The organism is Streptomyces sp. NPDC026659 (genome assembly GCF_040638245.1).
Classification (GTDB): Bacteria; Actinomycetota; Actinomycetes; order Streptomycetales; family Streptomycetaceae; genus Streptomyces.
In genome coordinates, this window is record NZ_JBEZXY010000010.1 from 81,849 (window position 1) to 107,232 (window position 25,384).

Here is a 25,384-nt window from a genome sequence, read left to right on the forward strand (position 1 = left end):
TTCCCCAGAAGGTACGGACCACACTCGCGCACGGGTGTGTGCGGCGGACGCGCTCAGGCCGCCGCGTGCTGCGACAGTTCGGCCCAGATGGTCTTGCCCCGGTGCTCGCGCCGGGTGCCCCAGTGCTCGGTGAGCTGGGAGGTGATGGACAGACCCCGCCCGTGCTCGTCGTCGTCCTCCGCGTGCCGCAGCTGGGGCGCGGTGCTGCTGTCGTCGGTGACCTCGATGATCAGGGCCGTGTGGTCACGGACCAGCCGCAGCCGGATCGGTCCCTCGGAGTAGCGCACGGCGTTGGTGACCAGTTCGCTGACCACCAGCGTCGCCGTGAATGCCAGCTCCGACAGACCCCAGTGGTCAAGGCGGTCCTCCGTGCGGCCGCGGGCCTCCCCGACCGCCTCCGGCTTGTTCGGCAGGGACCAGGAGGCGACGCGGTCGCTGCCCAGGCCGAGCGTGCGGGCGAGCAGCAGCACGCCGTCGCCCGTGGGGTGCGGGCGCGCCAGGTCGCTCAGGATCGTCTTGATGATGTCCGGCAGCGGACGGTCCTCGGGGTGCAGCGCCTCCCCGAGCCGGGCCAGCTGCTCCTGGGAGTCGGGGCTCGCGTCACGCAGCAGCACCGGGTTGCACAGCATGACCAGCGTGCCGACGGGCAGCTCGATACGCACCGAGTGGTAGCGCGGCGCCCCACGCCCCAGCGGAGGACCGATCGGCATGTCGGCGAAAACCACCGGCTTGCCGGGACGGGCCACCGCGGGCGGCGGATGACCCGCGCTGGCCAGGGTGCAGCGGTGCGACACCGGGTCGTAGACCGCGTACAGACAGCACGTGCCCGCGCGCCTGCTGTCCAGCGTGTCGTCCGGGTGGCGGGACTCCTCCGCGTCCAGCCGGGAGACCAGACCGTGCACCCGCTCCAGCAGTTCCTCCGGGGGCAGGTCCAGGGTCGCCAGGGCGCCGATGGCCGCGCGCAGCCCGCCCATGGTGACCGCCGCCCGGATGCCCCGGGTCGGCGGCTCCCCCACGACGAGCCCGATCCGGGCGCCGGAGAGCGGAATGATGTCGAACCAGTCCCCGCTGGTGCTGCTCGGCAGATAGCTGTGCGCCGTCTCCACCGCGCTGTGCCCGGGTACGTGCACCGGGCGCAGACTGAGCTGGAGAATACGGGCGACCGAACGCTCGCGGGTGTAGAGCCGGGCGTTGTCCAGGCACAGCGCGGTGTGCCGGGTCAGCTCGTCGGCGAGCCGGAGGTCGTCCTCGGTGAAGGGGGCGGCGGTGCGCTGCCGGTAGAAGCGGGCGAGGCCGAGGATGCCGCCCCGCGCGGCGAGCGGCACCGCCATCCGCGAGTGCGCGTCCCGCTCCGGCACCAGCGCGTTGTCCTTGCCGTGCGTCTCCGCCTCCTCGTGGCGGTCCGGACCGCCGAGCAGCACCGGGCGCCGCTCGGTGAGCACCTGCTTGTAACGGGAGGACAGCCCCGGTTCGAGCACGCTGCCGACCTCGATCGGCCGGTGTCCGTTCGTGGGCCGTACCGAGCTGTAGCCCGCGCAGCGCAACAGTAGATCGTGGCCGAGCGACTCCAGCGGGGGCACGTCGCCGCGCAGCACCGCGTCCAGTACGTCCACCACCACCGTGTCGGCGAGATCGGGCACGCACACGTCCGCCAGCTCCTGCGCCGTGTGCACGATGTCGAGCGTGGTGCCGATCCGCGCGCTCGCCTGCCGCAGCACCTCCAGGCGGACCTGCGCCCGGTAGCGGTCGGTCGCGTCCATCACGCTCAGCGCGAGGCCCTTCACCCCGCGCACGGAGTCGCGCAGGCGGAACGCCGCGAGCGACAGCACCGTGTGGGGGAGACCGGCGCCGTGGGCGGCGTCCGGCGCCGGGTGGTGTTCGACCTCGAAGTCGGACCTCGGCTCGCCGGTGGTCAGGACCTCGCGGAGCATCGCCTCCACCTGTTCGTGGTGCAGGCCGGGGGCCCACTGGCGGAGCGGCATCCCCAGGGCGCCGGTGGGGGGCAGGTGCCGGAAGTGTCCGGCGGCGTCGTTGAAGCCGACGAGGCGGAGATCGGTGTCCAGTACGTACACCGGGTGGGGGGAGTCGGCGAACAGGGCGTCCAGTACCGCTCCGTCGAGGTCGCGGCCTCGGTCCTGGCCTGCGGTCATGTCCTGCGATGCGTTCACTCTTCCAGATTGCGCCAGGGGTGGCTGGGTGTCGTGCGGGGTGCCTTCGGCGATTGGCGGGCGGGGCCGTTTGCGGGTGCGGGTGCGGGTGCGGGCGCGGGCCCGGTGCCGCACCCGCACCCGTGCCGCCCTGCGGCACGACTGCCCGCAGCTACAGCGGAGGCACACGACTGCCCGCAGCGACAGGGCAGGCGGTTTGTGCCAAGCTCGGGACCATGACGACTCCCGCACACACGACCGGGTCCGACGGGAAGACGCTCTACTACGGTGATCTGTCCGCGCCGCATGAGCTTCAGGTGTTTCTGGAGATGCGTGACCGGGCGTCCGCCAGGATGGCCAAGACGTTGCTCGGGACCATCGAGCAGCTGGCGGACGACGGCAAGGTGGTCGTGAAGTTCCATTTCGCCGGGGCCATCGACGACAGCGTGGGTGGGGACGGCGACCAGCAGGCCGTCGCCGCGCTGGCGGCCGCGAGCGACGCCGGGCAGAAGCAGCTCATCGGGTATCTGGGGGCGCTGTTCGACAACCAGCCCTTCCCGCCCGGCGAGGACAAGTTCTCCGACGCCTCCGTGCTGCTGTCCGTGGCGAACGGCGTGGACGGGCTGCGCTCCTCCGACTTCGACCGGAAGGTGTCCGGGCAGACCTATGTGACCTGGGCGGGCGAGTCCATCTCCACCTTCGAGACCTTCGGCCTGCCCGGTACACCGGCCGTCTGGTACGACAAGGAGAACATCCCCGTCGTCACCGTCGAGGGCGAGGTGGACACCGACCCGCAGAAGTTCCTCTCCCAGATCAAGCAGTCCTGAACCGTTCGGGTGCGGCGCACTCGGCCCCTGGGTAGGAGACGACCGTCCGGCCGCGCGGCCGGACGGTCGGGCTGCGAACAGGGATGGGGTGCACGGGTCATGACGTGGGAGCAGACTGCCGGGGGCGGGGTCCAGGCCGTGGTGCCGTACGACGGACGGCTGCTGCTGGTGACCGAGGGCGACGGGTGGGTGCTGCCCACGGGGACCACCGAGGAGGCGGAGTCCGCCCAGGCCGCCGCCGCCCGGATCGTGTACGAACTCACCGGCTATCTGGTCGACGGCTCCCAGCCGCTGGAGCCCGGGGAAGAGCCCCCGGCCGTGGTGTGCAGCCTGCTCACCGACGACCCCTCGGACGGCGCCCGCCTCTCGCCGGAGGCGATCACGTGGCTGCCGTTCGACGAGGCGGAGAGCATCGCGCTGCCCCCGGCCGTGGTCGCGTACCTCCGGGGGCACAGCCCGGTCTGAGCGGGGGAGCGTCAGCCGGGCGTCGCCGCGAGGAAGTCCGCGCGGTCCACGACCACCCGGTCGATCTCGCCCGTCGCCACCAGCTCGCCCGAACCGTCCACGGCCCGTACGGCGAACGTCAGCCGCCGCCCCGGCTCACCGGGCGGCGGCTCGGCGGTCACCTCCACGTGCCCGCCCACCCGCGTGGCCCGCAGATGCCGTACCCGCACGGCGGTCCCCACCGTGGTCAGGCCGGGGCCGGTGAACGGCCCGGCGGCCCGCACGGTCGCCGCCTCCAGCCAGGCGATCAGTCGCGGGGTGGCGAGCACGGGTACGTCACCGCTGCCCACCGCCTCCGCCGTGTCGGCGTCGGTCACCTCATGGCGCATGGGCTCACGGTAGCGGGCGAACGGAAGGGGCGTACGGATAGCCTCCGTACGCCCCTCCCGATCAGAACCGCTCGCTACTTCGCGGCCTCCTCGGACTTCTCCGGGTGACGCACGCTCAGGTGCAGCGAGTCGTCCACCACGTCCGCCACGATCGTGTCGCCCTTGTCCACGTCACCGGAGAGCACCAGCTCCGCGATCCGGTTGTCCAGCTCGGTCTGGATCGTGCGGCGCAGCGGACGCGCGCCGAACTCCGGCTTGTAGCCGTGCGCGACGAGCAGCTTCTTCGCCGCCTCCGTGACCTCCAGACCGATGCCCTGCGCCCGGACCCGCTTGGCGCTGCGCTCCAGGAGCAGGTCGACGATGTGCCCGAGGTTGTCCTCGGACAGCGCGTGGAAGACGATCGTCTCGTCGATGCGGTTGAGGAACTCCGGCGGGAAGTGCCCCTGGAGCACCGTCTCCAGCTCGCCCCGGATCTCGTCCACCTTGCCCTGGTGGGCGAGGATCAGCTGCGAGCCGATGTTGCTGGTGAGGATCACCACCGTGTTGCGGAAGTCCACGGTGCGGCCCTGGGAGTCGGTCAGCCGGCCGTCGTCCAGCACCTGGAGCAGCGTGTGGAAGACGTCCGGGTGCGCCTTCTCCACCTCGTCGAACAGCACGACGCTGTACGGCTGGCGGCGCACCTTCTCGGTGAGCTGACCGGCCTCGTCGTAGCCGACGTACCCGGGCGGGGAGCCGACCAGGCGGGAGACCGTGTGCTTCTCCTGGAACTCGCTCATGTCGAACCGGATCAGCCGGTCCTCGTCGCCGAAGAGCAGCTCCGCGAGTGCCTTGGCCAGCTCCGTCTTGCCGACACCGGTCGGGCCGAGGAACAGGAAGGAGCCCACGGGACGGTTGGGGTCGCCCATGCCCGCCCGGTTGCGGCGCACCGCCTGGGCGATGGCGAGGACCGCCTCGTCCTGGCCGACGACGCGGTCGTGCAGCGCGTCCTCCAGCTTGAGCAGCCGCTCCTTCTCGCTCTCGGTGAGCTGCGCGACCGGGATGCCGGTCTTGCGGGAGACGATCTCCGCGATGTCGTTCTCGGTGACCGCGACGACGCCCTCGCGGCGCTCCTCGATCTGCGTGAGCTCGTTCTCCAGCTCGGCGATCTCGTGCTTGAGGTCCTTGGCACGGTCGAACGCCTCGCCGGCGACCGCCTCGTCCTTCTCGCGGTTCAGCCGGGCGAGCCGGTCCTCGCGGTCCTGGACCTCCTTGGACTTGCCGCGCGAGCGCAGCCGGACCCGGGCACCGGCCTGGTCGAGCAGGTCGATGGCCTTGTCGGGCAGGAAGCGGTCCGCGATGTAGCGGTCGGACAGCTCGGCCGCCGCGACCAGCGCCGCGTCGCTGAAGCGCACCTGGTGGTGGGCCTCGTAGGCGTCGCGCAGGCCCTCCAGGATCTGCACGGTCTCCTCGACCGAGGGCTCGGGCACCTTGACCGGCTGGAAACGGCGCTCCAGGGCGGCGTCCTTCTCGACGTACTTGCGGTACTCGTCGAGAGTCGTGGCGCCGACCACGTGCAGCTCGCCCCGGGCGAGGGCGGGCTTGAGGATGTTGCCCGCGTCCATCGAGCCCTCGCCGCCGCCACCGGCGCCGACGACGGTGTGCAGCTCGTCGATGAAGAGGACGACCTCCTCCGACGCCTCGGTCACCTCCTTGATGACCTTCTTCAGCCGCTCCTCGAACTCACCGCGGTACTTGGCACCGGCCACCAGACCGGCCAGGTCCAGCTCGACGACCCGGCGGCCCTCCAGCGTGCGCGGCACGTCACCGGAGACGATGCGCTGTGCCAGGCCCTCCACGATGGCGGTCTTGCCGACACCCGGCTCGCCGATGAGCACCGGGTTGTTCTTCGAGCGACGCGAGAGGATCTCGATCGTCTGCTCGATCTCCTCACCCCGGCCCACCACCGGGTCGAGCTTCCCGGCCTTCGCGTCGGCGGTCAGATCACGGCCGTACTCGTCCAGGGTCGGCGTGCTGCTCGGCTCCTGCGGGGCCTCGGCACGCGCGGCCGTACCGGCGTCGCGTGCGACCCGGTCGGTGTCCACCCCGAGATTGCGGGCGACCGTGGTGGCCTGGTCGTTGCCCGGGTCGAGCAGCGCCTGAAGGATGTGCTCGGGGCCGATGTACGACGCGCCGCTCGCCTGCGAGCGGGCGTGGGCGCCGATCAGCACCCGCTTGGCGGCCGGAGTCAGCCCCGGCTCGGCGGACGGAGTGCCGCTGCCCGCGGGCAGCGAGGCCTCCAGCTCCTTGGCCAGCTTGTCCGGGTCCGCACCGGCGCGGGCCAGCAGGGAACGGGACGGCTCGACCTGGGTCGCCGCCCACAGCAGATGCTCGGTGTCCAGATCCTCGCTGCCGTCCTCGGCGGCCCGGCGCGAGGCGCGCGCTATGAGTTCACGCGCGGACTCGGTGAGCAGGCGCCCCACCGGCACCCGCTGCACGGCCGGTGGCGAGGACGCGGCCGACATCCCGAAGAAACGATTCAACAGATCGGAGAAAGGATCTGACGATCCAAAAGAGCCGAAGCCCATCGGTGGCACTGACAAGTTCATCAGCCTCCTCATCTCCCCGTGCGGGAAACCCCACCTAATCACAGGGGCCTTGAGGAAGTCCCGTACTACCGGACAATCACAACGGGCTCTCACGCGACGCCGTGCGCGGTCCGGCGGTCGTGCCGCCGGACCGCGTCGGTCGGTGGTCCGGACCGCGTGGGTCAGTGGTGCAGCAGCCTGGCCAGCAGCAGATAGGCGCGCTGCTCGGCCGCGGCGAGCGCCGCCGGGTCGATCCCGGCCGACCACAGCTCGCCCGCCGCCGCGTCGTCGGCGTCCCGCAGCTCCACCACGGTCACCGCGAGCCGCACCGGGATGACCGGGTGCACCGGCCGGCTCGCGGCCAGCGCCCGTTCCGCCCGCCGGGTCGCGTCGGAGCAGGCCGCGAGCGCGCGCTCCACGCGCACCGCCGCCTGGTCGTGCACCACGAGCAGCGAACAGGCGAGCCCCACGACGATCCCGAGCAGACTGCCGAGCCCCCGGTCGAAGACCAGCGTCTCCGGCGAGGTGGGGTCGGCCAGATCGCTCAGCAGCAGCGCCAGCGGGGTCAGGAAGACCACGCCCAGGCCGTAGTTGCGCACCACCATGTACTCGAGCAGGAACTCCAGGAGCACGACCACCAGCGCGAGCAGCGCGGGTTCGGGATGTCCGGCCAGCACCCCCATCGCGATCAGCAGGCCGACGGCCGTGCCCAGGGTGCGCTGGACGGCGCGCTGCATCGTCGTGCGCACGTTGACCGCGTGCAGCACGGCGGCGGCCGAGATCGCGGCCCAGTAGCCGTGCCCCAGACCGAGGCCCACGGCCACCCCGCCCGCCACCAGCGTGCCGAGGAACATCCGCACCGCGGGCACCACGAGAACCGCCATCGGCGTATGGCCGCCGGGGCGGCCGCGCACCAGTATCCAGGCGCGCCGGGCCGCCGGATCGATGGGCGTGGTCCGCTGCCACCGGTGCCTGCGGCGCGCCGAGGTCACCGGCGTGTGCGCGGACAGGTCGGGCAGCACCGGCGGATTGCTGATCCGCCGGTCCGCCAGCAGATCGGCCTGCGCGCGCAGCAGCCGCGCCAGCTCGGCCGGGTGGTGCGGGAGCCGCACCGAGGAGTCGATCAGCACCGTCCAGGACAGGTCGGTGAGCCGCACGGTGGTCGCGTCCCGGTTGACCCGGTCGCCGTCCGTCGGCGGCGCCAGACCGAGACTGTGGTACGCCTGGAGCACGGCGGCCGTGGCCCGCTGCCGCGAGCGTCCGGTGCCGCCCCGGGCCGAGTCCATCAGCTCCGCCAGCGAGCGCAGCGCGCCCGCCACCGCCAGCCGCTCGGGGCGGTCGGGATGCACGAACCGGCCGAGGATCGCCAGCACCCAGGCGAGCGCGGCGCCCGCCGCGGCGAGCCCGGTGCGCGGCAGCACCTCCCCGAGCGTGGTGTGGGCGTTCGCGGACACCGCGAAGGAGAACAGCAGCAGGATCGCGCCGAGTCCGCCGAGCCGGGTGGCGTCGCAGGAGTACTTCGCCAGGCCCGCGACCACCGCCGTCGCCGCCACGACCACGATGGCGCCCACGTCCCCCTCCCAGGGGCGGGCCACCGCCGCGAGCAGCGAACCGAGGCCCACGCAGGCCGTCATGGCCACCGCGACCCCGGCGAGCGCCCTGGCCCGGCGCCGGTAGGGCAGATTGCGCCCGAAGGTCGTCGTGAAGGCGCCCATCATCCCGTACACGCTCAGGTCGGGACGTCCGGCCGCGACGACCGGCAGCGCGGCGAGCGCCATGGCGAGCGCGGCGCGCAGGGCGAAGGTGAACGCGCCGTCCACCTTCTGCAGGGACAGCGAACCCCTCGGGGACAGCACGCGCGCGAGTGCAGCGGCCGCTCGCCGCCGGCCGTCACCGGTCACGGCGCGCTGGGGCGGGCGGGAAAGGGACATGTTCGGTGTATATCACTTGCTCCGGTCGGATTCCTGATCACTTACGAAACCCCCTCTGACCAGGGGCTCGCCTGGTATGTCCGGCGAGTTCGCCGGGGTTGCGCGACCGTCCCCGGCCCGGTGTCCGCCGAACCCGAAGGGGGCGGACACCGGGCCGAGGACGGCCGGTACGACTACTGTTGTGGCGCATGAGCATCTGGTTGCCGGTGTCCGCGGTTCCCAGGCTGGCCGGCGCGGTCGCCGTCGGCGCGGCGGTCGGCGTCGCGGTCGGACTGACCGCCCAGCCCGCGCTGGGCATCCTCAGCGGCATCGCGGCGGCGGGCATCCTCTTCGTGGTCGCGGGCTGGCTCGTGCTGTGGCCCATGGACGCGAAAACCACCCACACCAACGCCCGGCGCGAGGACTTCCGCCCGCACGTCGAGGAACTCGTGGTCGTGGTGGCCACGCTGCTCGGCCTGGTCGGCATCGTGCTGCTGCTGGTCGCGGACCGCTCGGGCACCGGACCCGCGGCGGCCGCCGTGGCCGTGTGCGGGGTGTTCATGGCCTGGGCGGCGCTGCACCTGATGTACACCGCCCGCTACGCGTACCTCTACTACGGACCGGCCGACGGCGGCATCGACTTCAACTCCTCGCGGCCGCCGGCCTACCGGGACTTCTTCTACTTCAGCTACAACCTCGGCATGACCTACCAGGTCTCCGACACCAGCGTCTCCAGCCCCCTGATCCGCTCGGTCGTGCTGCGGCACTGTCTGCTGTCGTACCTGTTCGGCATCAGCGTGCTCGCCACCACCATCAACCTGGTCACCGGGATCGTCACGGGCTGACCGGTCCTGAAGCGGCCGACCCGGCCGTGCGGCGTCTCAGCAGGCGCCGACCCACTCCTCCGTGCCGTCCACGAAGAGCTGCCGCTTCCAGATCGGCACCTCGTGCTTGAGGGTGTCGGTGAGCAGCTTGCAGGCCGCGAACGCCTCCGCGCGGTGCGGGCAGGAAACGGCGGTGATCACCGCGACGTCACCGATGGACAGCAGGCCCGTGCGGTGCACGGCGGCCATGGAGAGCACGGGGAAGTCGGCGGCGACCTTCTCGGCCACCCGCCGCAGCTCCGCCTCCGCGCTCGGGTGGGCGCTGTACTCGAGCGAGGTCACGGACTTGCCGCCGTCGTGGTCGCGCACGGTGCCGACGAAGAGGGCGGTCCCGCCGGCCGCGTCGTCACCGACCGCCGCGTACACCTCGTCGAGCGAGAGCGCGGTGTCGCGCAGGGCGAGCAGGCGGATGGGGGAGGCGAGGGACGAGGACAGGGAGGAGGAGAGGGTCTCGGGCAGGTGCAGCATGGCGCGGTCCAAGGGTCGGGGTGGCGAGGCGGGAGCGGGCGTGCGGCAGTCGTGCGGCTGTCGTACGGGGTGGCGCGGCGGTCGTACGGAGGGGACGCGACGGGGTGACCCGACGGGCGGTGCCGCGGGGCGGGGCCGCTGGGATCAGCCGCCCGCGAACGGGGGCAGCACCTCGACCGTGCCGCCCTCGGGCAGCGCGATCGCCGTGTGGTCGCGGTCGCCCACCGGTGTGCCGTCGACCAGGAACGAGCAGATGCCCAGCACCTGGCCGAAGCGCGGCCGGTCGGCGTGGCGGGCCCGCGCCTGTTCCAGCGCCTGCGCGAGGGTCGTGGCGCGGTAGGGCTCCTCGGCCGTACCGGCCGCGCCCTTGGCCGCGGCCCAGTAGCGGATGATCCCGGCGGGTGCCGTCTGTGTCTCCATGTCCTGTGCCTTTTCCGGTGGTTGTCGTCTGGCTCGTGGGGGCGGGGAAAGAAGGGCGAGCGGCGGGGCCGTCACCGTGCGGGCAGGTCCAGGACCTCCACCGTCGCACCGGCGGGCGCGCCGCCGGGCGGCACCACGGCCAGGCCGTCGGCCAGCGCCAGGCCGCGCAGCATGGCCGGACCGTCGTACGGCAGCGGAGCCACCTCGGCGCCCGCCCTGCGCACCGGCAGCAGCCGGGTGTCGCGCGGGTGCCCGGGCAGCTCCCCGGCGGTGGGCGCGAGGCGCGGCTCGGGGTCGGTGTGGCCGCCGAGGGTGCGCAGCAGCGGTCCGGCGAGGGTCAGCGTCCCGGCGACGGCGGCCAGCGGATTGCCCGGCAGGCCGACCAGGCGGCGGGCGCGGCCGTCCTCGGCGGGCGGCAGCTCGGCGAGCAGCATGGGGTGCCCCGGCCGGACGGCCACCGAGTCGACCAGCAGCCGGGCCTCCAGCATCTCCAGGGTGTCGTGCAGGAAGTCCACGGGTCCGGCCGCCGTGCTGCCGGTGGTGATCACGACGTCGGCGGGGGAGCGGCGCACCGCCTCGTACAGCATCCCGAGCCGGTCGGAGATCCGGTGCTGACCGATCACCTCGGCGCCCAGGCCGTGCAGCCACGAGGGCAGCATCGGGCCGAGCGCGTCGCGGACGCGGCCGCCCCGGGGCACGCCGGAGCGCAGCAGCTCGTCGCCGAGCACGAGGAGTTCCACGCTCGGCCTGCGGTGCACGGACAGCCGGTCGTACCCGGCGGCCGCCGCGAGGCCGAGCACCGCCGGGGTCACGGTGGTACCGGAGGGGAGCAGCGGCTCGCCGCTGCGGCACTCCTGACCGCGCGGCCGTACGTCCCGGCCGTCGGCCACCGGGCCGCCGGGGGTGCGGTCGTACAGCAGTCCGTCACGCTCGCCGGGCTCCCCGTGCTCGCGGCGCAGTACGGCACGGGCGCCGGGCGGCAGCGGGGCGCCGGTGGCGATGGGTACGGCGGTGTCCGGGGCCAGCGGGTCCGGCTGCTCACCGGCGAGCACCCGGCGCCCTGCCAGATGCCAGGGGCCGGTGCCGGAGACCGCCCAGCCGTCCATCGCGGAGGTGGCGAACGACGGCAGGTCGGTGAGCGCGGTCAGCGGCTCGGCCAGCGCGTGGCCGAGCGCGTCGTCCAGGGTGCGGGGCACGGCGGGCAGCGGCAGCCCCGCCGTGCGCGCGATCGACCGGGCCCGCTCCCAGGTGGGAGCGGCGCCCCGGCCGTGCGCGTGCGGGGCGGTCGCCCGGCCGCCGCTCAGATGTGCGTCGTTCACGGGGTCGCCGGGCCGTTCTCGCCTTCGGCCTCGTGCTCGGCGATCCAGCGCTCGGCCAGCTCGGTCACCCGGCGGTTCGCCTCGGCGACCGCCTCCGCGCCGCCGCCCTGGAGGGCCGCCGCGTAGCCGACCAGGAACGAGGTGATCGGCGCCGCCGGGCGGGCCACCCCGTGGGCGACGACCTTCGTCATGTCGAGCAGCTCACCGACGTTGACATCGAGGTCGATGCCCAGGTCGGTCTTGGCCGCGGTGATCCATTCGTGCATCCGGTTCACTTCGGTCGTCCTCGCGTTTCGTGTCCGTCGTCTTCGTGTGTGTCGTCTTCGTGTGCGTCGTGCGTGTCCGTCGTACCGCTCCGGGCCGCCCGGGCCGGTCCTCCGTCAGCCGCCGATGGCGGACATCGGACGGTCCGGCTGCTTGAAGTCCGCGCTGTTGATGGTGTGTCCGGGGCCCTTGCCCGCGATGCAGGACCGCCACGCCGCTTCCAGGGCGTCGTCGTCGGAGCCGTCGCGCAGCAGGCTCCGCAGGTCCGACTCCTTGGTGGCGAACAGGCAGTTGCGCAGCTGGCCGTCGGCGGTCAGCCGCACCCGGTCACAGTTGCCGCAGAACGGGCGGGTGACGCTCGCGATGACGCCGACCACGGAGTCCGTGCCCGCGATCCGCCACTCCTCGGCGGGGGCGTTGTCCTCCCTGGGGACCGGCACCAGCTCGAAGCGTTCCCCGATACGTTCCAGGATCTCTGCGGCGGGCACCATCTTCTCCCGTTCCCAGGCACCCTGCGCGTCCAGCGGCATGGATTCGATGAACCGCATCCGGTAGCCGTTGTCCACGGCGAAGGCGGTCAGGTCCGCGATCTCGTCGTCGTTGACCCCGCGCACCGGCACCGCGTTGACCTTGACCGGCGCGAGCCCCGCGGACTTCGCGGCCGCGAGGCCCGCCAGCACGTCGGACAGACGGTCGCGCCGGGTGATGGCGGCGAAGCGCTCCGGGCGCAGGGTGTCCAGGCTGACGTTGACCCGCCGCAGCCCAGCCTCGTGCAGCGCCTCGGCGCAGCGGGCCAGGCCGATGCCGTTGGTGGTGATCGACAGCTCCGGCGCCGGGTCGAGCGCCGCGAGCCGGGCGACCAGGGCCGGCAGGCCCCGCCGTACCAGCGGCTCGCCGCCGGTCAGCCGGACCTCCCTGATGCCGAGCCGCCCGGTCGCGATGCCGACCAGACGCACGATCTCGTCGTCGCTGAGCAGCTCGTTCTTCGGCAGCCAGTCCAGGCCCTCGGCGGGCATGCAGTACGTGCACCGCAGGTTGCATCGGTCGGTCAGGGAGAGCCGCAGGTCGGTGTGGACCCGGCCGAAACGGTCCGTCAGCGGCCGTGCGACGGTCCCGGTGGTGCCGCTCGGCTGATCGGTGTGCGGTCGGGACACGGTCCTGCCTTCTTCCTCTGCTGCCCGGAGGCTGTCGTACGGTGCGGGATCTCCCCTGCCGGAGAGCGATCCCCAGGTCGTATGGTGCGTGATCCGGGCCGGTGACGGCCCGTCGGCGCCCGTCCGGGCGGTGCCGCCGTGCCGGGTGTCCGGCCCGCCGGCCGCCCGGCCGCGCCGTGCCCCCGCTCCCCGGCCGACCGCTCTTCGGCCGGGAGTTCGCGGGTGTGGGCACGGCGCGACCGGAGCGGCGCGCGCCCACGGGTCCGGGGCACTTCCCGATGATCATCTCGGGTGGCGCCCCGGCCCGTGGACATCGCCACGCCGTCGCCTGCCTCCCCGCGCGCCGCGTACGGGACGCGGGCGCGGGTGAGGCGGCGCAGGGCGTGGGACGTCATCACGCGGTGGGTGTTCACCGGGCGACGGTGTACCGGGCGCGGTGGTCGCCGTGGCCATGCCCGTGGCCGTGGGAGTGCGACACGGGGATGTGCTGCACACCGATGCGCTTGCGGAACACCCAGTACGTCCAGCCCTGGTAGAGCAGGATCAGCGGGGTGGCGAACACCGCGACCCACGTGATGATCCCCAGGGTGTACGAGCCCGCGGCCGCGTTGGACTCGGTCAGGCTCCAGGCCGGGTTGAGGCTGGAGGGCATGACCTGCGGGAACAGGGCCAGGAAGAGCACCGCGCTGGAGGCGGCGACGCCCAGGCCGGAGCTGATGAACGCCCGGCCCTCGCGCTGGCCGAAGTTGAAGCCGAGCGAGAGCAGCACGGCCAGGACGGCGACCGCCTCGGCGATCACGCTGCCCAGGTTGCCGGTCAGGAACTGGGTCCAGGTGAGGAAGGCGAGCAGCAGCAGGACGGTCAGGATGCCGAGCTTCTGGGCCAGATGACGGGCCCGGGGCCGGATGGAGCCGACCGTCTTCAGCGAGGCGAACACCGCGCCGTGGAAGGTGAACAGCACGGTCGTGGTCACACCGCCGAGCAGCGAGTACGGCCGGATCAGCTCGGTGATGCCGCCGTGGTACTCGTGGTCGGCCGTGATCGGCAGGCCGTGGAGCATCGCCGCGAAGAGCAGGCCCCAGATGAAGGACAGGATCAGGGAGGTGCCGAAGATGATCGCCTCCCAGTTGCGCTTCCAGGCGGCACCGTCGCGCTTGACGCGGTACTCGAAGGCCACGCCGCGCAGGATCAGGCACAGCAGGATCACGAACATCGGCAGGTAGAAGCCGCTGAACATGGTGGCGTACCAGTCGGGGAAGGCCGCGAAGGTCGCGCCGGCCGCGGTGACCAGCCACACCTCGTTGCCGTCCCAGACGGGGCCGATGGTGTTGATCAGGACACGGCGCTCGGTCTCACCGCGGGCGAGGACCCGGGAGAGGATGCCGATGCCGAAGTCGAAGCCCTCGAGGAAGAAGTAACCCGTCCACAGAAAGGCGATGACGAAGAACCAGAGGTCATGGAGATGCACGGTCCGGGACTTTCTCTCAGTAGGCGAAGGCCATGGGCTTGTCGGCATCCTGGTCGGCGCCCTCGAGCGTCGACCCGCCGCCAAGCCTCACGTCCCGCAGCGGCGGCCGTTCGGCGGTGACCGGTCCGGCACCGGCGTACTTGACCAGCAGCTTCAACTCGACCACGGCCAGCGCGATGTAGAGCAGACTGAAGCCGATGAGGGTGATGAGCTGCTCGGTCAGCGAGACGTTGGGCGAGACCGCGTCGACGGTGCGCAGCAGGCCGGTGACGGCCCACGGCTGACGGCCCATCGCGGTGAAGATCCAGCCGAAGGAGTTGGCGATCACCGGGAAGGCGAGCGTCAGGATGGCGGCACGCCAGGCCAGACCCGTCATGACGGGGCCGAGCTCGCGCTTCCTGGTCAGCATCAGCCGCGGCACGTCGAAGGAGCCGGTGCGGAACTCGGGGTCCACCCAGAACTTCCGCCTGGTCAGCCAGAGTCCGGCCGCGCCGAGGGCGAAGGACGTCATACCGAAGATGATCATCGCCCGGAAGCCCCAGTACGTCATGGGGACGTTGGGCAGGTACTGCGAGGGGCTGCCGCCGTACTTGGCGGCCTCGGCCTTGGCCGTGTCGTTGATGCCGGGGACCGCCGAGTGGAAGTCCTTGTGCGCGAGGAAGGACAGCAGGCCCGGGACCTCGACGCTGACGCTGTTGCGGCCGTGGGCCACGTCCGGCACGGAGAACGCGGAGAACGGGGCCGGAGCCTGCTTGTCCCACAGCGCCTCGGCGGCGGCCATCTTCATCGGCTGCTGCTCGAACATGACCTCGCCGAGCTTGTCACCGGTGATCGCGGTGCCCAGACCGAAGATGACGGCGAGCGTCAGGCCGAGCCGCAGCGACGTGCGCATGGCCGCGACCTGCTTGAGGTCGTTGGGCCGGCCCCGGCGCTGACGGCGGGCGGCGCGGTACAGGTGGATGGCCGAGATGCCCATGACGAAGGCGGCGCCGGTCAGGAACGCGGCGGTCAGGGTGTGCGCGACGACGACGAGGTTCAGCTTCTGGAAGAGCACCGCGCCGATGTCGGTCAGATGCGCCTTGCCGGCGGCCTTGTCGAGGCTGAAGCCGACCGGGTTCTGCATGAAGGAGTTGGCGGCGAGGATGAAGTACGTCGACAGGATGGTGCCGATCGAGACCATCCAGATGCACGCGCAGTGGATCTTCTTGGGCAGCTTGTCCCAGCCGAAGATCCAGAGTCCGATGAAGGTGGACTCGAAGAAGAACGCCAGCAGCGCTTCCAGGGCGAGTGGCGCGCCGAAGACGTCACCGACGAAGCGGGAGTAGGCGGACCAGTTCATGCCGAACTGGAACTCCTGCACCAGCCCGGTGACGACGCCCATGGCTATGTTGATCAGGAAGAGCTTGCCCCAGAACTTGGTGGCGTGGAAGTACTTGGTCTTCCCGGTGCGCACATACGCCGTCTCCAGTCCTGCTGTGATCGCCACCAGACTGATGGTGAGGGGCACGAACAGGTAGTGGTAGACGGTGGTCATCCCGAACTGCCATCGCGCGATGGTGTCCGGGGCCAATGCCAGGTCCACGGCAGGTCTCTCCTCAACTCCCCGGCGGCGCTCGCGAAGCCGAGCCCGACCACCGGTGGAGGGTGAATGTGAATGTTTCGGTTATGTCGCCCATCTCGCCCGAAATGGACATGAGGCATGTTCTCGGGTGGGTACCGGTCCGGTCGTCGATTTCCGTCCCGTGGCGACAATTCTTCGATTACTGCTCGCCCGTCAGCGTCGGCCAATTTCCCGGACAAGTCAAAGAGGGGTGATTGATCGGATGATCGGCGACGCTTATCTATGCCCTGGAAAGTCAGCCGCGGTGGCCGTCCGCGTCACGTTTCACCTGGTCACGGGCTTGCGCGGCGTGCCGGGTCGAGCTCCTGCGGACCGCCGGGAAAGGCGGACCGGTGTAGAGTAACTGCTCGAATGAATCGCCGTTCACCGGGGGTGAGTGGACGATAAGCGGCGCCTATGAGGTGATCGAAATGGCCTCTTTGACTTCCCCCGGTAAATGGCAGAAACTGGCTTTGCAGCGGGATTCGGATAACGCGAATCGCGGACAGGGCACGGGGGAGACGCCGGAGGCTTTCCCTCCGGGCCGATCGTCCGCCGCAGCGGCCGCCCGCCCGGACCCGAGGGGACCTCACACCACGCTCCCGGGACCGAGCCGGCCTCCGCACGGCGGCGCGTCGTCTCCCCGCCGACCGGAACCCGCCTGTACAGGCGTATGCGAGAAAGAGGCAGAGCACATTATGAGCAGCAGCATCGAGGACCCGATCGACGACCTTTCGGTCACGCCCCCCAAGAAGTGGGCCACTGGTCTCCCCGCCGTGACGCACGCGCTCGAGTACTCCCTGAGCCAGACGTCCCCGCGGCGCACCATGCTGACGCTGCTGAACATCAACCAGGTCGACGGCATCGACTGCCCGGGCTGTGCCTGGCCCGAGGACAAGAAGCGCCACTTCAACGAGTACTGCGAGAACGGCGCCAAGCACATCAACGACGAGGCCACCTCGCGCCGCGTCACCCGCGACTTCTTCAAGCAGTACTCGATCGCCGAGCTGGACTCGAAGTCGGACTACTGGCTGAACCAGCAGGGCCGCCTCACCGAGCCGATGATCAAGCGCCCGGGCGCCACCCACTACGAGCCGGTCAGCTGGGACGAGGCCCTCTCCCTGCTCGCCCGCGAACTGCGCGCGCTGGCCTCCCCCGACGAGGCGATGTTCTACGTCTCGGGCCGCCTGAACAACGAGGCCGCGTTCCTCCTCCAGCTCTTCTCCCGCGCCTTCGGCACCAACAACCTGCCGGACTGCTCCAACATGTGCCACGAGTCCACCGGTTGGGGACTCGGCCAGTCGCTGGGCATCGGCAAGGGCAGCGTCTCGCTGGACGACATCCACCACTCGGACCTGATCTTCCTGGTCGGCCAGAACCCGGGCACCAACCACCCGCGCATGCTCGCCGCGCTGGAGGAGACCAAGCTCAACGGCGGCTCGGTCGTCGCCGTCAACACGCTGCCCGAGGCCGGCCTGATCCGCTTCAAGCACCCGCAGAAGGCCCGCGGCGTCATCGGTAACGGCACCGCCATCGCCGACCAGTTCGTGCACATCCGCGCCGGTGGCGACATGGCCCTCTTCCAGGGCCTCAACAAGCTCCTCCTCGACGCCGAGGACGCCGCGCCGGGCACCGTGCTCGACCACAAGTGGATCAAGAAGAACTCCATCAACTTCCAGGAGTTCGCCGAGCACGTCCGCAAGATCTCCTGGGACGACATCCTCAACGCGACCGGCCTGACCATGGCCGAGATCGAGGAGCTCCACCAGCGCGTCATGAAGAGCAAGAGCGCCATCGTCTGCTGGGCGATGGGCGTGACGCAGCAGAAGCACGGTGTCGCCACGATCCGTGAGATCACCAACTTCCTGATGCTGCGCGGCAACATCGGCAAGCCGGGCGCGGGCGTCTGCCCCGTCCGCGGCCACTCCAACGTGCAGGGCGACCGCACCATGGGCGTCTGGGAGCAGATGTCCGACGAGTTCCTGGACGCGCTCGGCCGCGAGTTCCGCTTCGAGCCGCCGCGCCACCACGGCTACGACGCGGTGCAGGGCATCAAGGCGATGCACGACGGCAAGGCCAAGGTCTTCCTCGGCGTGGCCGGCAACTTCGTCCGGGCGACCCCCGACAGCGAGTACACCGAGCAGGCGATGCGCAACTGCCGCCTGACCGCGCACATCTCGACCAAGCTCAACCGCTCCCACACCGTCTGCGGCGAGTACGCGCTGATCCTGCCCACCCTGGGCCGCAGCGACCGCGACTTCCAGAACGGCGTCGAGCAGTGGATCACCGTCGAGGACTCGATGAGCGACGTCCACCGCTCGCACGGCAAGCTGCCCCCGGCCTCCAAGCACCTGCTCAGCGAGGTCTCGATCATCGCCCGCCTCGCCCGCAAGACGCTCGGTGACCAGTCGAACATCGCGTGGGAGAAGATGGAGGCGGACAACGACAACATCCGCGACCACATCTCCCGCGTCGTCCCCGGCTTCGAGAACTTCAACGAGCGGGTCCGCCAGCCCGGCGGCTTCAACCTGGGCAGCCCGGTCAACCGCGACGTGTTCCCGACCCCGAGCGGCAAGGCCGTCTTCTGGTCGAACGACTTCTACGCGCCGCACGTCCCCGACGGCCACCTGCTGCTGCAGACCACGCGCTCGCACGACCAGTGGAACACCATCTGGTACGCGCCCAACGACCGCTACCGGGGCATCCACAACGCCCGCCGCGTCGTGATGGTCAACCCGGCCGACCTCAAGGAGCTCGGCTTCGAGGACGGCGACATGGTCGACCTGGTCAGCATCTGGCACGACAAGGAGCGCCGCGCGGAGAACTTCAAGGTCGTCTCCTACCCGGCCAGCCGTGGCTCCGCCGCGGCCTACTACCCGGAGACGAACGTCCTCGTGCCGCTCGACAGCACCGCGGACATCAGCAACTGCCCCACCTCCAAGGGCGTGGTGATCCGACTCGAGCCCGCCCGCGTCCCCGCGGGTGCCCGCGCCGCCGGCTGAGCCGACGCGCGCCCCCTCTCCCGCCGACGGTCCGGCGGGGGAGGAGTGCCACGGATGGCCCGGACCCCGCAGCCCCGGCGGGCCCGGGCCATCCGTGGATGTCCCCGGACCACGACATCCTCCCCGGGGAAACCGACTGACGACGAGTCACTCCCTTGACCCCTGACATCTCCCGGCCCCGCCGAGTCCGGCGGCCGCACCCCCGCCGCCCCGGCTCCGGCCGCCCGGCGGGCCGCCCCGCCGGACCCGTACGGCCCCGGCCGCGCCCGCCCCGCTGAGCTGTGCCCCACGCTCCACGCGGGGCACACGCACACCCCGACCACCCACCCGTCGCGCCACGGCTCGCGCCGTCGGCCGTCTCCCCGTATCACGGTGTCACCTACAGTGGATTTCTCAGACTCTGCTGTTTGCCGTCACCCCCAGGAACCGCCCCCTGACCCCGGGGGACGCGCGGACCCCGTCGCCCGGCGCGTCCCTCCACACCGGCGGCCCGCCCCGGCCGCCCCAGCGAACCAGCTCACCGGCGCGGCACACCCCCCGCCGCCGGGCCTAGGAGAGGAACAAGACCATGGGACGAGTGACCGTGCGGCGTCGAGTGCTCCGCATCCGCGACGGCGCGTCCGCGCACCGCCCGGACACCCTCGCCGCCGAGGAACCGATGGAGATCCGCGTCGGCGGACGCCCGCTCACCGTGACCATGCGCACCCCCGGCGACGACTTCGACCTCGCGGCCGGATTCCTGGTCAGCGAGGGTGTCGCGCACAAGGAAACCGATGTCGCGGGAATCCGCTACTGCCTGGGCGCCACCGACGACGGCAGCAACACCTACAACGTGGTGGACATCGTCCTCGGCCCCGGCGTGGAGGCCCCCGACGCCTCCCTGGAGCGGAACTTCTACACCACGTCCTCCTGCGGACTGTGCGGCAAGGCCAGCCTGGACGCCGTACGCACCGTCGCCGCCTGGTCCGTCGCCGACGACGAGCTGCGCATGAGCCCCGAGATGCTGGCGACCCTGCCCGAGAAGCTGCGCGCCGCGCAGAAGGTGTTCGACAGCACCGGCGGACTGCACGCGGCCGGGCTCTTCTCCTCCGACGGCGAGCTGCTGTGCCTGCGCGAAGACGTGGGCCGCCACAACGCCGTCGACAAGGTCGTCGGACACGCCCTGCGCTCCGGGATGCTCCCGTTGCGCGGCTGTGTGCTGATGGTCAGCGGCCGCGCCTCGTTCGAGCTGGTGCAGAAGGCGGTCATGGCCGGCATCCCCATGCTCGCCGCCGTCTCCGCCCCGTCCTCGCTCGCCGCGGACCTCGCCGCCGAGAGCGGTCTGACCCTGGTCGGCTTCCTGCGCGGCGACTCGATGAACGTCTACACCGGCGCCGAACGCCTGGAACCGCAGCCCGTCGCCTGACCGTGCGACTCCGGCCACGCCCGGCACCCGGCCGCAACCCTCCGGCCGGGCCGCCGTACGTGGCCGGGTACGGCGCCCCGGGGGACGCCGTACGCCCGTGTCAGACCGCGGTGCCGGGCAGTCGCTCCAGGGCGGTGGCGACATCGGTGCTCCGGGCGATCTCCGTCAGGGCCCGTGCCATCACCGACCCCGGGGTCTGGGCCGTGGTCACCAGGCCGACCGGAACCTTCCAGTCCGGCTCCACCAGCGGCACCGCGCGCATTCCGTGCGGCACGCCGAACACATGGAGCCAGGCGTGCGGCACCACACTGGCCCAGCGGCCCGTCCGCACATGGGAGAACAGCGCGGCCACCGAGTCGGTCTCGATGCGCGGCGAGGGGGTGGCACCGGCCTTGGCGAAGACGCCGTCCAGGATCTGGCGGCCCTGCATCGACTCGTTCAGCAGGCACAGCGGCAGCCGCGCGGCCTCGGCCCACGTCGCCGTCGCCTGGTGGGCCAGCCCGTCGGCTGCCGTGAGCAGCAGGACGTAACGCTCCTCGTAGAGCGGAAAGGCGTGGAAATGGCTCGAGAGTTCCTCCGGAAGATAAGTGATTCCGGCGTCGATCTCGAAATGCTGGAGCTGGCGGAGAATGTCCTCCGACTGCAGATCCGCTATCACTTCCACCGTCACCAGGGGATGCGCGGTGCAGAAAGGCCCCGTCAGCAGCGACACGGCGGCGGACGCGGTCGGCACCGAGCCGATCCGCATCCGGCCGCTCAGACCGCTGCGCAGGGCACCGACCTCGTCCCGCAGGGCGTCGCGGTCGGCGAGGATGCGCTGCGCCCATACGACGATGCGCTCGCCCTCCGGCGTCAGGCCCTCGTACTTGCGTCCGCGCCTGACCAGCGGGACGTCAAGTTCGTCCTCCAGCTTGCGGATCGCCTCGGAGAGGGCGGGCTGGGAGACGGAGCAGGCCTGGGCGGCGCGGGCGAAATGGTGCTCCCGCGAGAGGGACACCAGGTACTCGAGTTGGCGAAACAGCACCCAATGGGTGTACCGGAATGCTCCGCGAAATGCCAATCGACGCTCGCGGGGCGGGTCGCGCCGGGGGCCCGTCCGGGGCGGGCGCGGGCCGGGCCCGGCACCCGTGACCAGGCCCGACGGGCCGCCACGCGGACCGTGCGAGATGTAGGGGAATTCACATATTGCCGGACCGGAAGCGCTTTCCTGGACTTCCGGCAATTCAGCGGCCGTATCGAACAAGCGCGATCTGACGGATCGCCGATTTGCTAGAGTTATTAAGACATGCGAAAGAATCGCGGTAACTCCTCCTCCCTGTTCGCCGGACTCGCCCGTGTTCTCTCCCCGCGGGGCTCGTTCGCCATGGCCAAGGTGAGCGGAGCGCTTCCTTTCGCACTGCGGGCCGCGCTGACCATGGCGCTGCCGACCCTGCCGCTGGTGCTCCTCGGCCACCCCCGGCTCGCCTTCTTCCCGGCCCTCGGCGCGTTCACGATCACCTTCGAGCGCAGCCTGCCGATGAGCCGCCGGCGCAGGCTCTGGATGCTCGCGCTGGTCGGCGCCGTCATGACGGTCGCCGTCGGACTCGGCTCCCTCCTCGCCGTCTGGGCCGGACCCTCCGGGCCCTGGTTCCAGGGCGTGGCCGCCGTCGCCGGGATGGCGGCGGTCGCCGGACTCGCCAAGTTCGGCTGCGACTACGCCGGGCTGCGCGGCCTCGGCGCGGTCCTGATCCTGCTCTCCTTCGCGGTCACCGCGGAGGGCACCCCCGGCCTCGGAGACGTGCTCCCGCACACCGCGCTGGCCGCGCTCGGCGCCGCCGTCGCCTGGCTGGTCTGCCTGCCGAACTCGCTCCAGCCCCAGCGGCTGCAGCGCCTCGCCCTCGCGGACGCGCTCAACGCCTTCGCGCGTGCCCTCGACGCCGCCGGACCCGTCGAGACCGCCAGGGCCCGCCACCAGGCCGTCGCGGCGGCCCTGCGCGCCTACCACGCGCTCAACGAGTCCGGCGGGGGCGAGCCCGACCAGTCCGCCAAGCCGGTGTACTCGGCCGACTTCGTCTGGTCGCTGCTGACCGACGACACCCGGCACTCCACCGAGGACGCCGAAGTCGCCCGCCAGCTGCGCGAACAGGCCCGCGTCCTCGCCGACCGCCGCTGGCACACCCTGTTGCCGCTGCCCGAGGAACTGCTCGACGGCTCGCCCCGCCCGCGCTCCGGCGACGCCGTCACCGCCGACGAGGCCGGAGCCGCCACCCTGCCGCCCGTGCCCCCTCGGCCGGCCGCCCCGGCGTCCCCCGCCGCGCGCCCGGCCGACCGGCGCACCCGGGTCGAGACCAAGCGCGGCGGTCCCGCGCGCCGCCGGGCCGCCGCCCTGATGCCGACCGCCGTACGCACCGCCGTCGGCACCGCCGTGGCAGGCGGCCTCGCGCTGTTCCTCGGCGTCGGCCACAGCTACTGGGCCGCGATCTCCGCCGCGGCCGTACTGCACTCCGTCAACGTCTGGAGCACCGTCCAGCGCTCCGTCCAGCGCACCATCGGCACCGCCATCGGGCTCCTCATCACCAGCGCCGTGCTGGTCATGCACCCCGGCTCCCTGGCCATCATCTGCCTGATCATCGTCTTCGAGTTCCTGCTGGAATACGTCGTCGCCCGCAACTACGGCCTCGGCGTCGTCTTCCTGACCCCGCTCGCGCTCCTGCTGAGCGAACTGTCCTCCCCGGTCTCCGCCGAGCGGCTGCTGCACGACCGGGTCATCGGAAGCGTCATCGGCATCAGCGTCGGCCTGGTCTGCGCCCTGCTCCTCGTCCACGGCCGCGCTGCCGAACGCCTGCGCGACGCCCTCGCCGCCTCCGTCTACGCCGCCGACCGTGCCCAACGGGCCCTCTCCGGCTCTCCGGGCCAGCGCCGCTTCGCCCAGGTCCAGCTCGCCGCCGCCTCGGTCGAGCTGTACGAGGCGAAGGAGGCAGCCCGGGGCGAGCTACGGCCCTCCCGCGTCGACCCCGCCGCCATCACCGCCGCCCAGCACCGCGCCTACGACCTCCTGGGCCGCCTCAGCCACTCGATGCTGCGCGACGAGCGCGAAACCCGCCGGGGCCTTCGGACCAACCGCTCACCGTCCCCGAGCCCGACCTCCACCGAGAACCCGACCCACCCCGACACCTGACCCGGGCGCCTCCCCGGTCGCCCGGGCCGGGGGCGCCCGCTGCCACCTCGCGCGCGACTCGGGTCCGCCTGGTGCGCGCCCAGGGTGTGTTCCGGCGTCCGGCCTCGGCGTCGTGGTCGGCGCCGGACCCGGGCGAGCCTCGGCGCCCGCGCCGCCGCCCGCCGCTGACGCCGGGCCCGGCGCTCGCCCTGGACCCGACGAGCTGCCCGGCGTTCGCCGTGGACCCGACGAGCTGCCCGGCCCCGGCGCCCGGCGCGGCTCCACCGGGCTGTCGCGGCGCTCGGCCCCGGGGCCGGCGTTCGACCTGGGCCTGCTTCGGGGTGCGGTCCACCGTCCGGCCGGATGCCCGGCCTCGCCCGCCGCGGCGTCCGCACGGGGTTCGGCCCCGCGCCGCGCATGCGCTCAGCCCGGTGCCCGACCTGGGCCTGCTTCGGGGCGCGACCTCGTTGCCCGGCTCGGGGCCGTCGTCGGGCACGCCCCGGTGGTCGGCCCCGGGTGCCCTGCCCGTGCCCGACCGGGGTCGGCCCCGGCGCTCCGTCCGGCGCGCGACCGGGCCCGTCCCAGCCGGCGTCTGCCCCCGCGCCGCGCGTGCGCTCGGCCCGGCGTCCGCCCGGACTGCCGCCACGGCGTCCATCCCGACACGCGACCGGTGTCGGTGCGGGCGCCCGGCCCCGGCTCGGCCCGGTGCTCGGCCCGAGCCTGCCCCGGCGTTCGGCCGAGTCCCAACCCCGCACCCGGCCACCGCTGTTCCCGGATCGTGTCCCCAACCACCCGTCTGCGTCTATGTTCGTGCTGCGTACAAGCGATGAGAAGGCAGGTTTTTCCGTGATCGAGACGCAGCCGATAGTCGTCCCGCCGGCCAGGGCGGCCGTGTTTCTGGTGGCCACCGTGGACGCGGGCGGTGAGGAGAAGGTCCGGGAGCTGCTCGGGGACGTGGCCTCGATGCGGCGTTCCACCGCGTACCGGGTGCCCGACGCGGAGCTGAGCTGTGTCGTCGGCATCGGGTCTGAGGTGTGGGACCGGCTGTTCAGCGGGCCGCGGCCTGCCGAACTGCACCCGTTCACCGAGCTGAAAGGGGAGCGGCACCACGCGCCCTCGACCCCCGGCGACCTGCTCTTCCACGTGCGCGGGCGCCGCATGGACGTGGTGTTCGAGCTGGCCCGGCAGTTCGGGGAGCGGCTCAAGGGCGCGGCCACGATCGTGGACGAGGTGCACGGGTTCAAGTTCTTCGACGACCGTGACCTGCTGGGCTTCGTCGACGGCAGCGCGAACCCGGAGGGGCAACTCGCCGCCGAGTCGGTGCACATCGGCGACGAGGACCCGGACTTCACCGGCGGCAGCTACGTCATCGTCCAGAAGTACCTGCACGACATGGACGCCTGGCAGGGCACCTCGCTGGAGCAGCAGGAGGCGACCATCGGCCGCTCCAAGCTGGAGAACATCGAGTTCCCGGACGACGTGAAGGCCCCGGACTCGCATGTCGTGGTGAACACCATCACCGGCCCGGACGGCCGCGAGCTGAAGATCGTGCGCGAGAACATGCCGTTCGGGCACATCGGCGACCGCGAGTACGGCACGTACTTCATCGGGTACGCCCGTACCCCCGAGGTCACCGAGCAGATGCTGCGGAACATGTTCCTGGGCCGCGAACCCGGCCTGCACGACCGGATCCTGAACTACTCGACGGCCGTCACCGGCAGCCTCTTCCACGTGCCCACGGCGGACTTCCTGGCGGACCCGCCGCCCGCGCCGAAGCCGAAGGACAGCGCGCAGACCTCCGCGTCGTAACGCAACGGGCCCCGCGCACCGCCGAGTCGGAGCGGCGGTGCGCGCCGGGGCCGTGCCTGGCGAACCCAACAGCCTTTCTTTGCGAAGCCTTTCCCGCCGCCCCCGCCCCATCTCCCTTGCCACGACCGGCGATCCGGGTTTCCCTGCGAAGCCGTGACCTAGGCTGGGCACACT

19 protein-coding genes are annotated in these 25,384 nt (G+C 72.0%); 7 read left to right on the forward strand and 12 right to left on the reverse strand.

What is annotated here, in order from left to right; genetic code table 11:
* Positions 1-53: 53 nt before the first annotated feature.
* A complete protein-coding gene (locus AB0E91_RS24445) occupies positions 54-2,168 on the reverse strand; it encodes a SpoIIE family protein phosphatase (RefSeq protein ID WP_361785747.1) in 2,115 nt (704 codons plus the stop codon).
* A gap of 215 nt (positions 2,169-2,383) precedes the next feature.
* Between AB0E91_RS24445 and AB0E91_RS24450 the strand changes: the two genes are divergently transcribed.
* Together AB0E91_RS24450 and AB0E91_RS24455 are read left to right on the forward strand one after the other, a co-directional pair.
* Positions 2,384-2,974, forward strand: coding sequence for a thioredoxin domain-containing protein (locus AB0E91_RS24450; RefSeq protein WP_361785750.1), 591 nt, complete (start codon positions 2,384-2,386; stop codon positions 2,972-2,974).
* Positions 2,975-3,073: 99 nt separating this feature from the next.
* On the forward strand, positions 3,074-3,439 hold the full coding sequence (locus tag AB0E91_RS24455) for an NUDIX domain-containing protein (protein ID WP_361785753.1): 366 nt from the start codon (positions 3,074-3,076) through the stop codon (positions 3,437-3,439).
* Between the two features lie 11 nt (positions 3,440-3,450).
* Here AB0E91_RS24455 and AB0E91_RS24460 read toward each other — a convergent pair whose 3' ends face one another.
* The 3 genes from AB0E91_RS24460 to AB0E91_RS24470 all read right to left on the reverse strand — a co-directional run bounded on the left by AB0E91_RS24460 (position 3,451) and on the right by AB0E91_RS24470 (position 8,302).
* Positions 3,451-3,807 carry a thioesterase gene (locus AB0E91_RS24460; RefSeq protein WP_361785756.1) on the reverse strand — a complete coding sequence of 119 codons (357 nt, stop codon included), beginning with the start codon at positions 3,805-3,807 and terminating at the stop codon, positions 3,451-3,453.
* Between the two features lie 74 nt (positions 3,808-3,881).
* On the reverse strand, positions 3,882-6,392 hold the full coding sequence (locus AB0E91_RS24465) for an ATP-dependent Clp protease ATP-binding subunit (protein WP_361785759.1): 2,511 nt from the start codon (positions 6,390-6,392) through the stop codon (positions 3,882-3,884).
* 161 nt (positions 6,393-6,553) lie between these two features.
* Positions 6,554-8,302: an FUSC family protein gene (locus AB0E91_RS24470; protein WP_361785762.1), complete on the reverse strand. Its 1,749-nt coding sequence runs from the start codon at positions 8,300-8,302 to the stop codon at positions 6,554-6,556.
* 188 nt (positions 8,303-8,490) lie between these two features.
* Between AB0E91_RS24470 and AB0E91_RS24475 the strand changes: the two genes are divergently transcribed.
* Complete coding sequence (locus AB0E91_RS24475; RefSeq protein ID WP_361785765.1) at positions 8,491-9,126, forward strand: DUF1345 domain-containing protein; 636 nt, start codon at positions 8,491-8,493, stop codon at positions 9,124-9,126.
* A gap of 36 nt (positions 9,127-9,162) precedes the next feature.
* On the opposite strand, the gene AB0E91_RS24480 is transcribed toward AB0E91_RS24475, so the two are convergent.
* The 7 genes from AB0E91_RS24480 to AB0E91_RS24510 all read right to left on the reverse strand — a co-directional run bounded on the left by AB0E91_RS24480 (position 9,163) and on the right by AB0E91_RS24510 (position 15,840).
* The gene (locus AB0E91_RS24480; RefSeq protein WP_361109036.1) at positions 9,163-9,633 is read right to left on the reverse strand and encodes a molybdenum cofactor biosynthesis protein MoaE; all 471 of its coding nucleotides are present in this window, start codon (positions 9,631-9,633) and stop codon (positions 9,163-9,165) included.
* 144 nt (positions 9,634-9,777) lie between these two features.
* Positions 9,778-10,053 (reverse strand): MoaD/ThiS family protein, encoded by a 276-nt coding sequence (locus tag AB0E91_RS24485; protein WP_161181366.1) that lies wholly within the window; start codon positions 10,051-10,053, stop codon positions 9,778-9,780.
* 71 nt (positions 10,054-10,124) lie between these two features.
* The gene (locus AB0E91_RS24490) at positions 10,125-11,372 is read right to left on the reverse strand and encodes a molybdopterin molybdotransferase MoeA (RefSeq protein ID WP_361785770.1); all 1,248 of its coding nucleotides are present in this window, start codon (positions 11,370-11,372) and stop codon (positions 10,125-10,127) included.
* Positions 11,369-11,638 carry a DUF6457 domain-containing protein gene (locus tag AB0E91_RS24495; RefSeq protein ID WP_202485752.1) on the reverse strand — a complete coding sequence of 90 codons (270 nt, stop codon included), beginning with the start codon at positions 11,636-11,638 and terminating at the stop codon, positions 11,369-11,371. The genes AB0E91_RS24490 and AB0E91_RS24495 overlap by 4 nt, the downstream gene beginning before the upstream one ends.
* A gap of 114 nt (positions 11,639-11,752) precedes the next feature.
* Positions 11,753-12,790 (reverse strand): GTP 3',8-cyclase MoaA, encoded by a 1,038-nt coding sequence (gene moaA / locus AB0E91_RS24500; protein ID WP_361109025.1) that lies wholly within the window; start codon positions 12,788-12,790, stop codon positions 11,753-11,755.
* Between the two features lie 409 nt (positions 12,791-13,199).
* The gene (gene cydB, locus AB0E91_RS24505; RefSeq protein WP_361785774.1) at positions 13,200-14,258 is read right to left on the reverse strand and encodes a cytochrome d ubiquinol oxidase subunit II; all 1,059 of its coding nucleotides are present in this window, start codon (positions 14,256-14,258) and stop codon (positions 13,200-13,202) included.
* A gap of 16 nt (positions 14,259-14,274) precedes the next feature.
* Positions 14,275-15,840: a cytochrome ubiquinol oxidase subunit I gene (locus AB0E91_RS24510; protein ID WP_361785777.1), complete on the reverse strand. Its 1,566-nt coding sequence runs from the start codon at positions 15,838-15,840 to the stop codon at positions 14,275-14,277.
* Between the two features lie 716 nt (positions 15,841-16,556).
* On the opposite strand from AB0E91_RS24510, the gene AB0E91_RS24515 reads away from it, so the two are divergent.
* Both AB0E91_RS24515 and fdhD read left to right on the forward strand, forming a co-directional pair.
* Positions 16,557-18,860 carry an FdhF/YdeP family oxidoreductase gene (locus tag AB0E91_RS24515; protein ID WP_361785780.1) on the forward strand — a complete coding sequence of 768 codons (2,304 nt, stop codon included), beginning with the start codon at positions 16,557-16,559 and terminating at the stop codon, positions 18,858-18,860.
* 568 nt (positions 18,861-19,428) lie between these two features.
* On the forward strand, positions 19,429-20,265 hold the full coding sequence (gene fdhD, locus AB0E91_RS24520; RefSeq protein WP_361785783.1) for a formate dehydrogenase accessory sulfurtransferase FdhD: 837 nt from the start codon (positions 19,429-19,431) through the stop codon (positions 20,263-20,265).
* Between the two features lie 100 nt (positions 20,266-20,365).
* On the opposite strand, the gene AB0E91_RS24525 is transcribed toward fdhD, so the two are convergent.
* Positions 20,366-21,289, reverse strand: coding sequence for a LysR family transcriptional regulator (locus AB0E91_RS24525; RefSeq protein WP_361785786.1), 924 nt, complete (start codon positions 21,287-21,289; stop codon positions 20,366-20,368).
* A 261-nt stretch (positions 21,290-21,550) separates the two neighbouring features.
* On the opposite strand from AB0E91_RS24525, the gene AB0E91_RS24530 reads away from it, so the two are divergent.
* Both AB0E91_RS24530 and AB0E91_RS24535 read left to right on the forward strand, forming a co-directional pair.
* Positions 21,551-23,422: an FUSC family protein gene (locus AB0E91_RS24530; protein ID WP_361785788.1), complete on the forward strand. Its 1,872-nt coding sequence runs from the start codon at positions 21,551-21,553 to the stop codon at positions 23,420-23,422.
* An 825-nt stretch (positions 23,423-24,247) separates the two neighbouring features.
* Positions 24,248-25,210, forward strand: a complete 963-nt coding sequence (locus tag AB0E91_RS24535; RefSeq protein WP_361785791.1) for a Dyp-type peroxidase — start codon at positions 24,248-24,250, stop codon at positions 25,208-25,210.
* Positions 25,211-25,384: the final 174 nt, after the last annotated feature.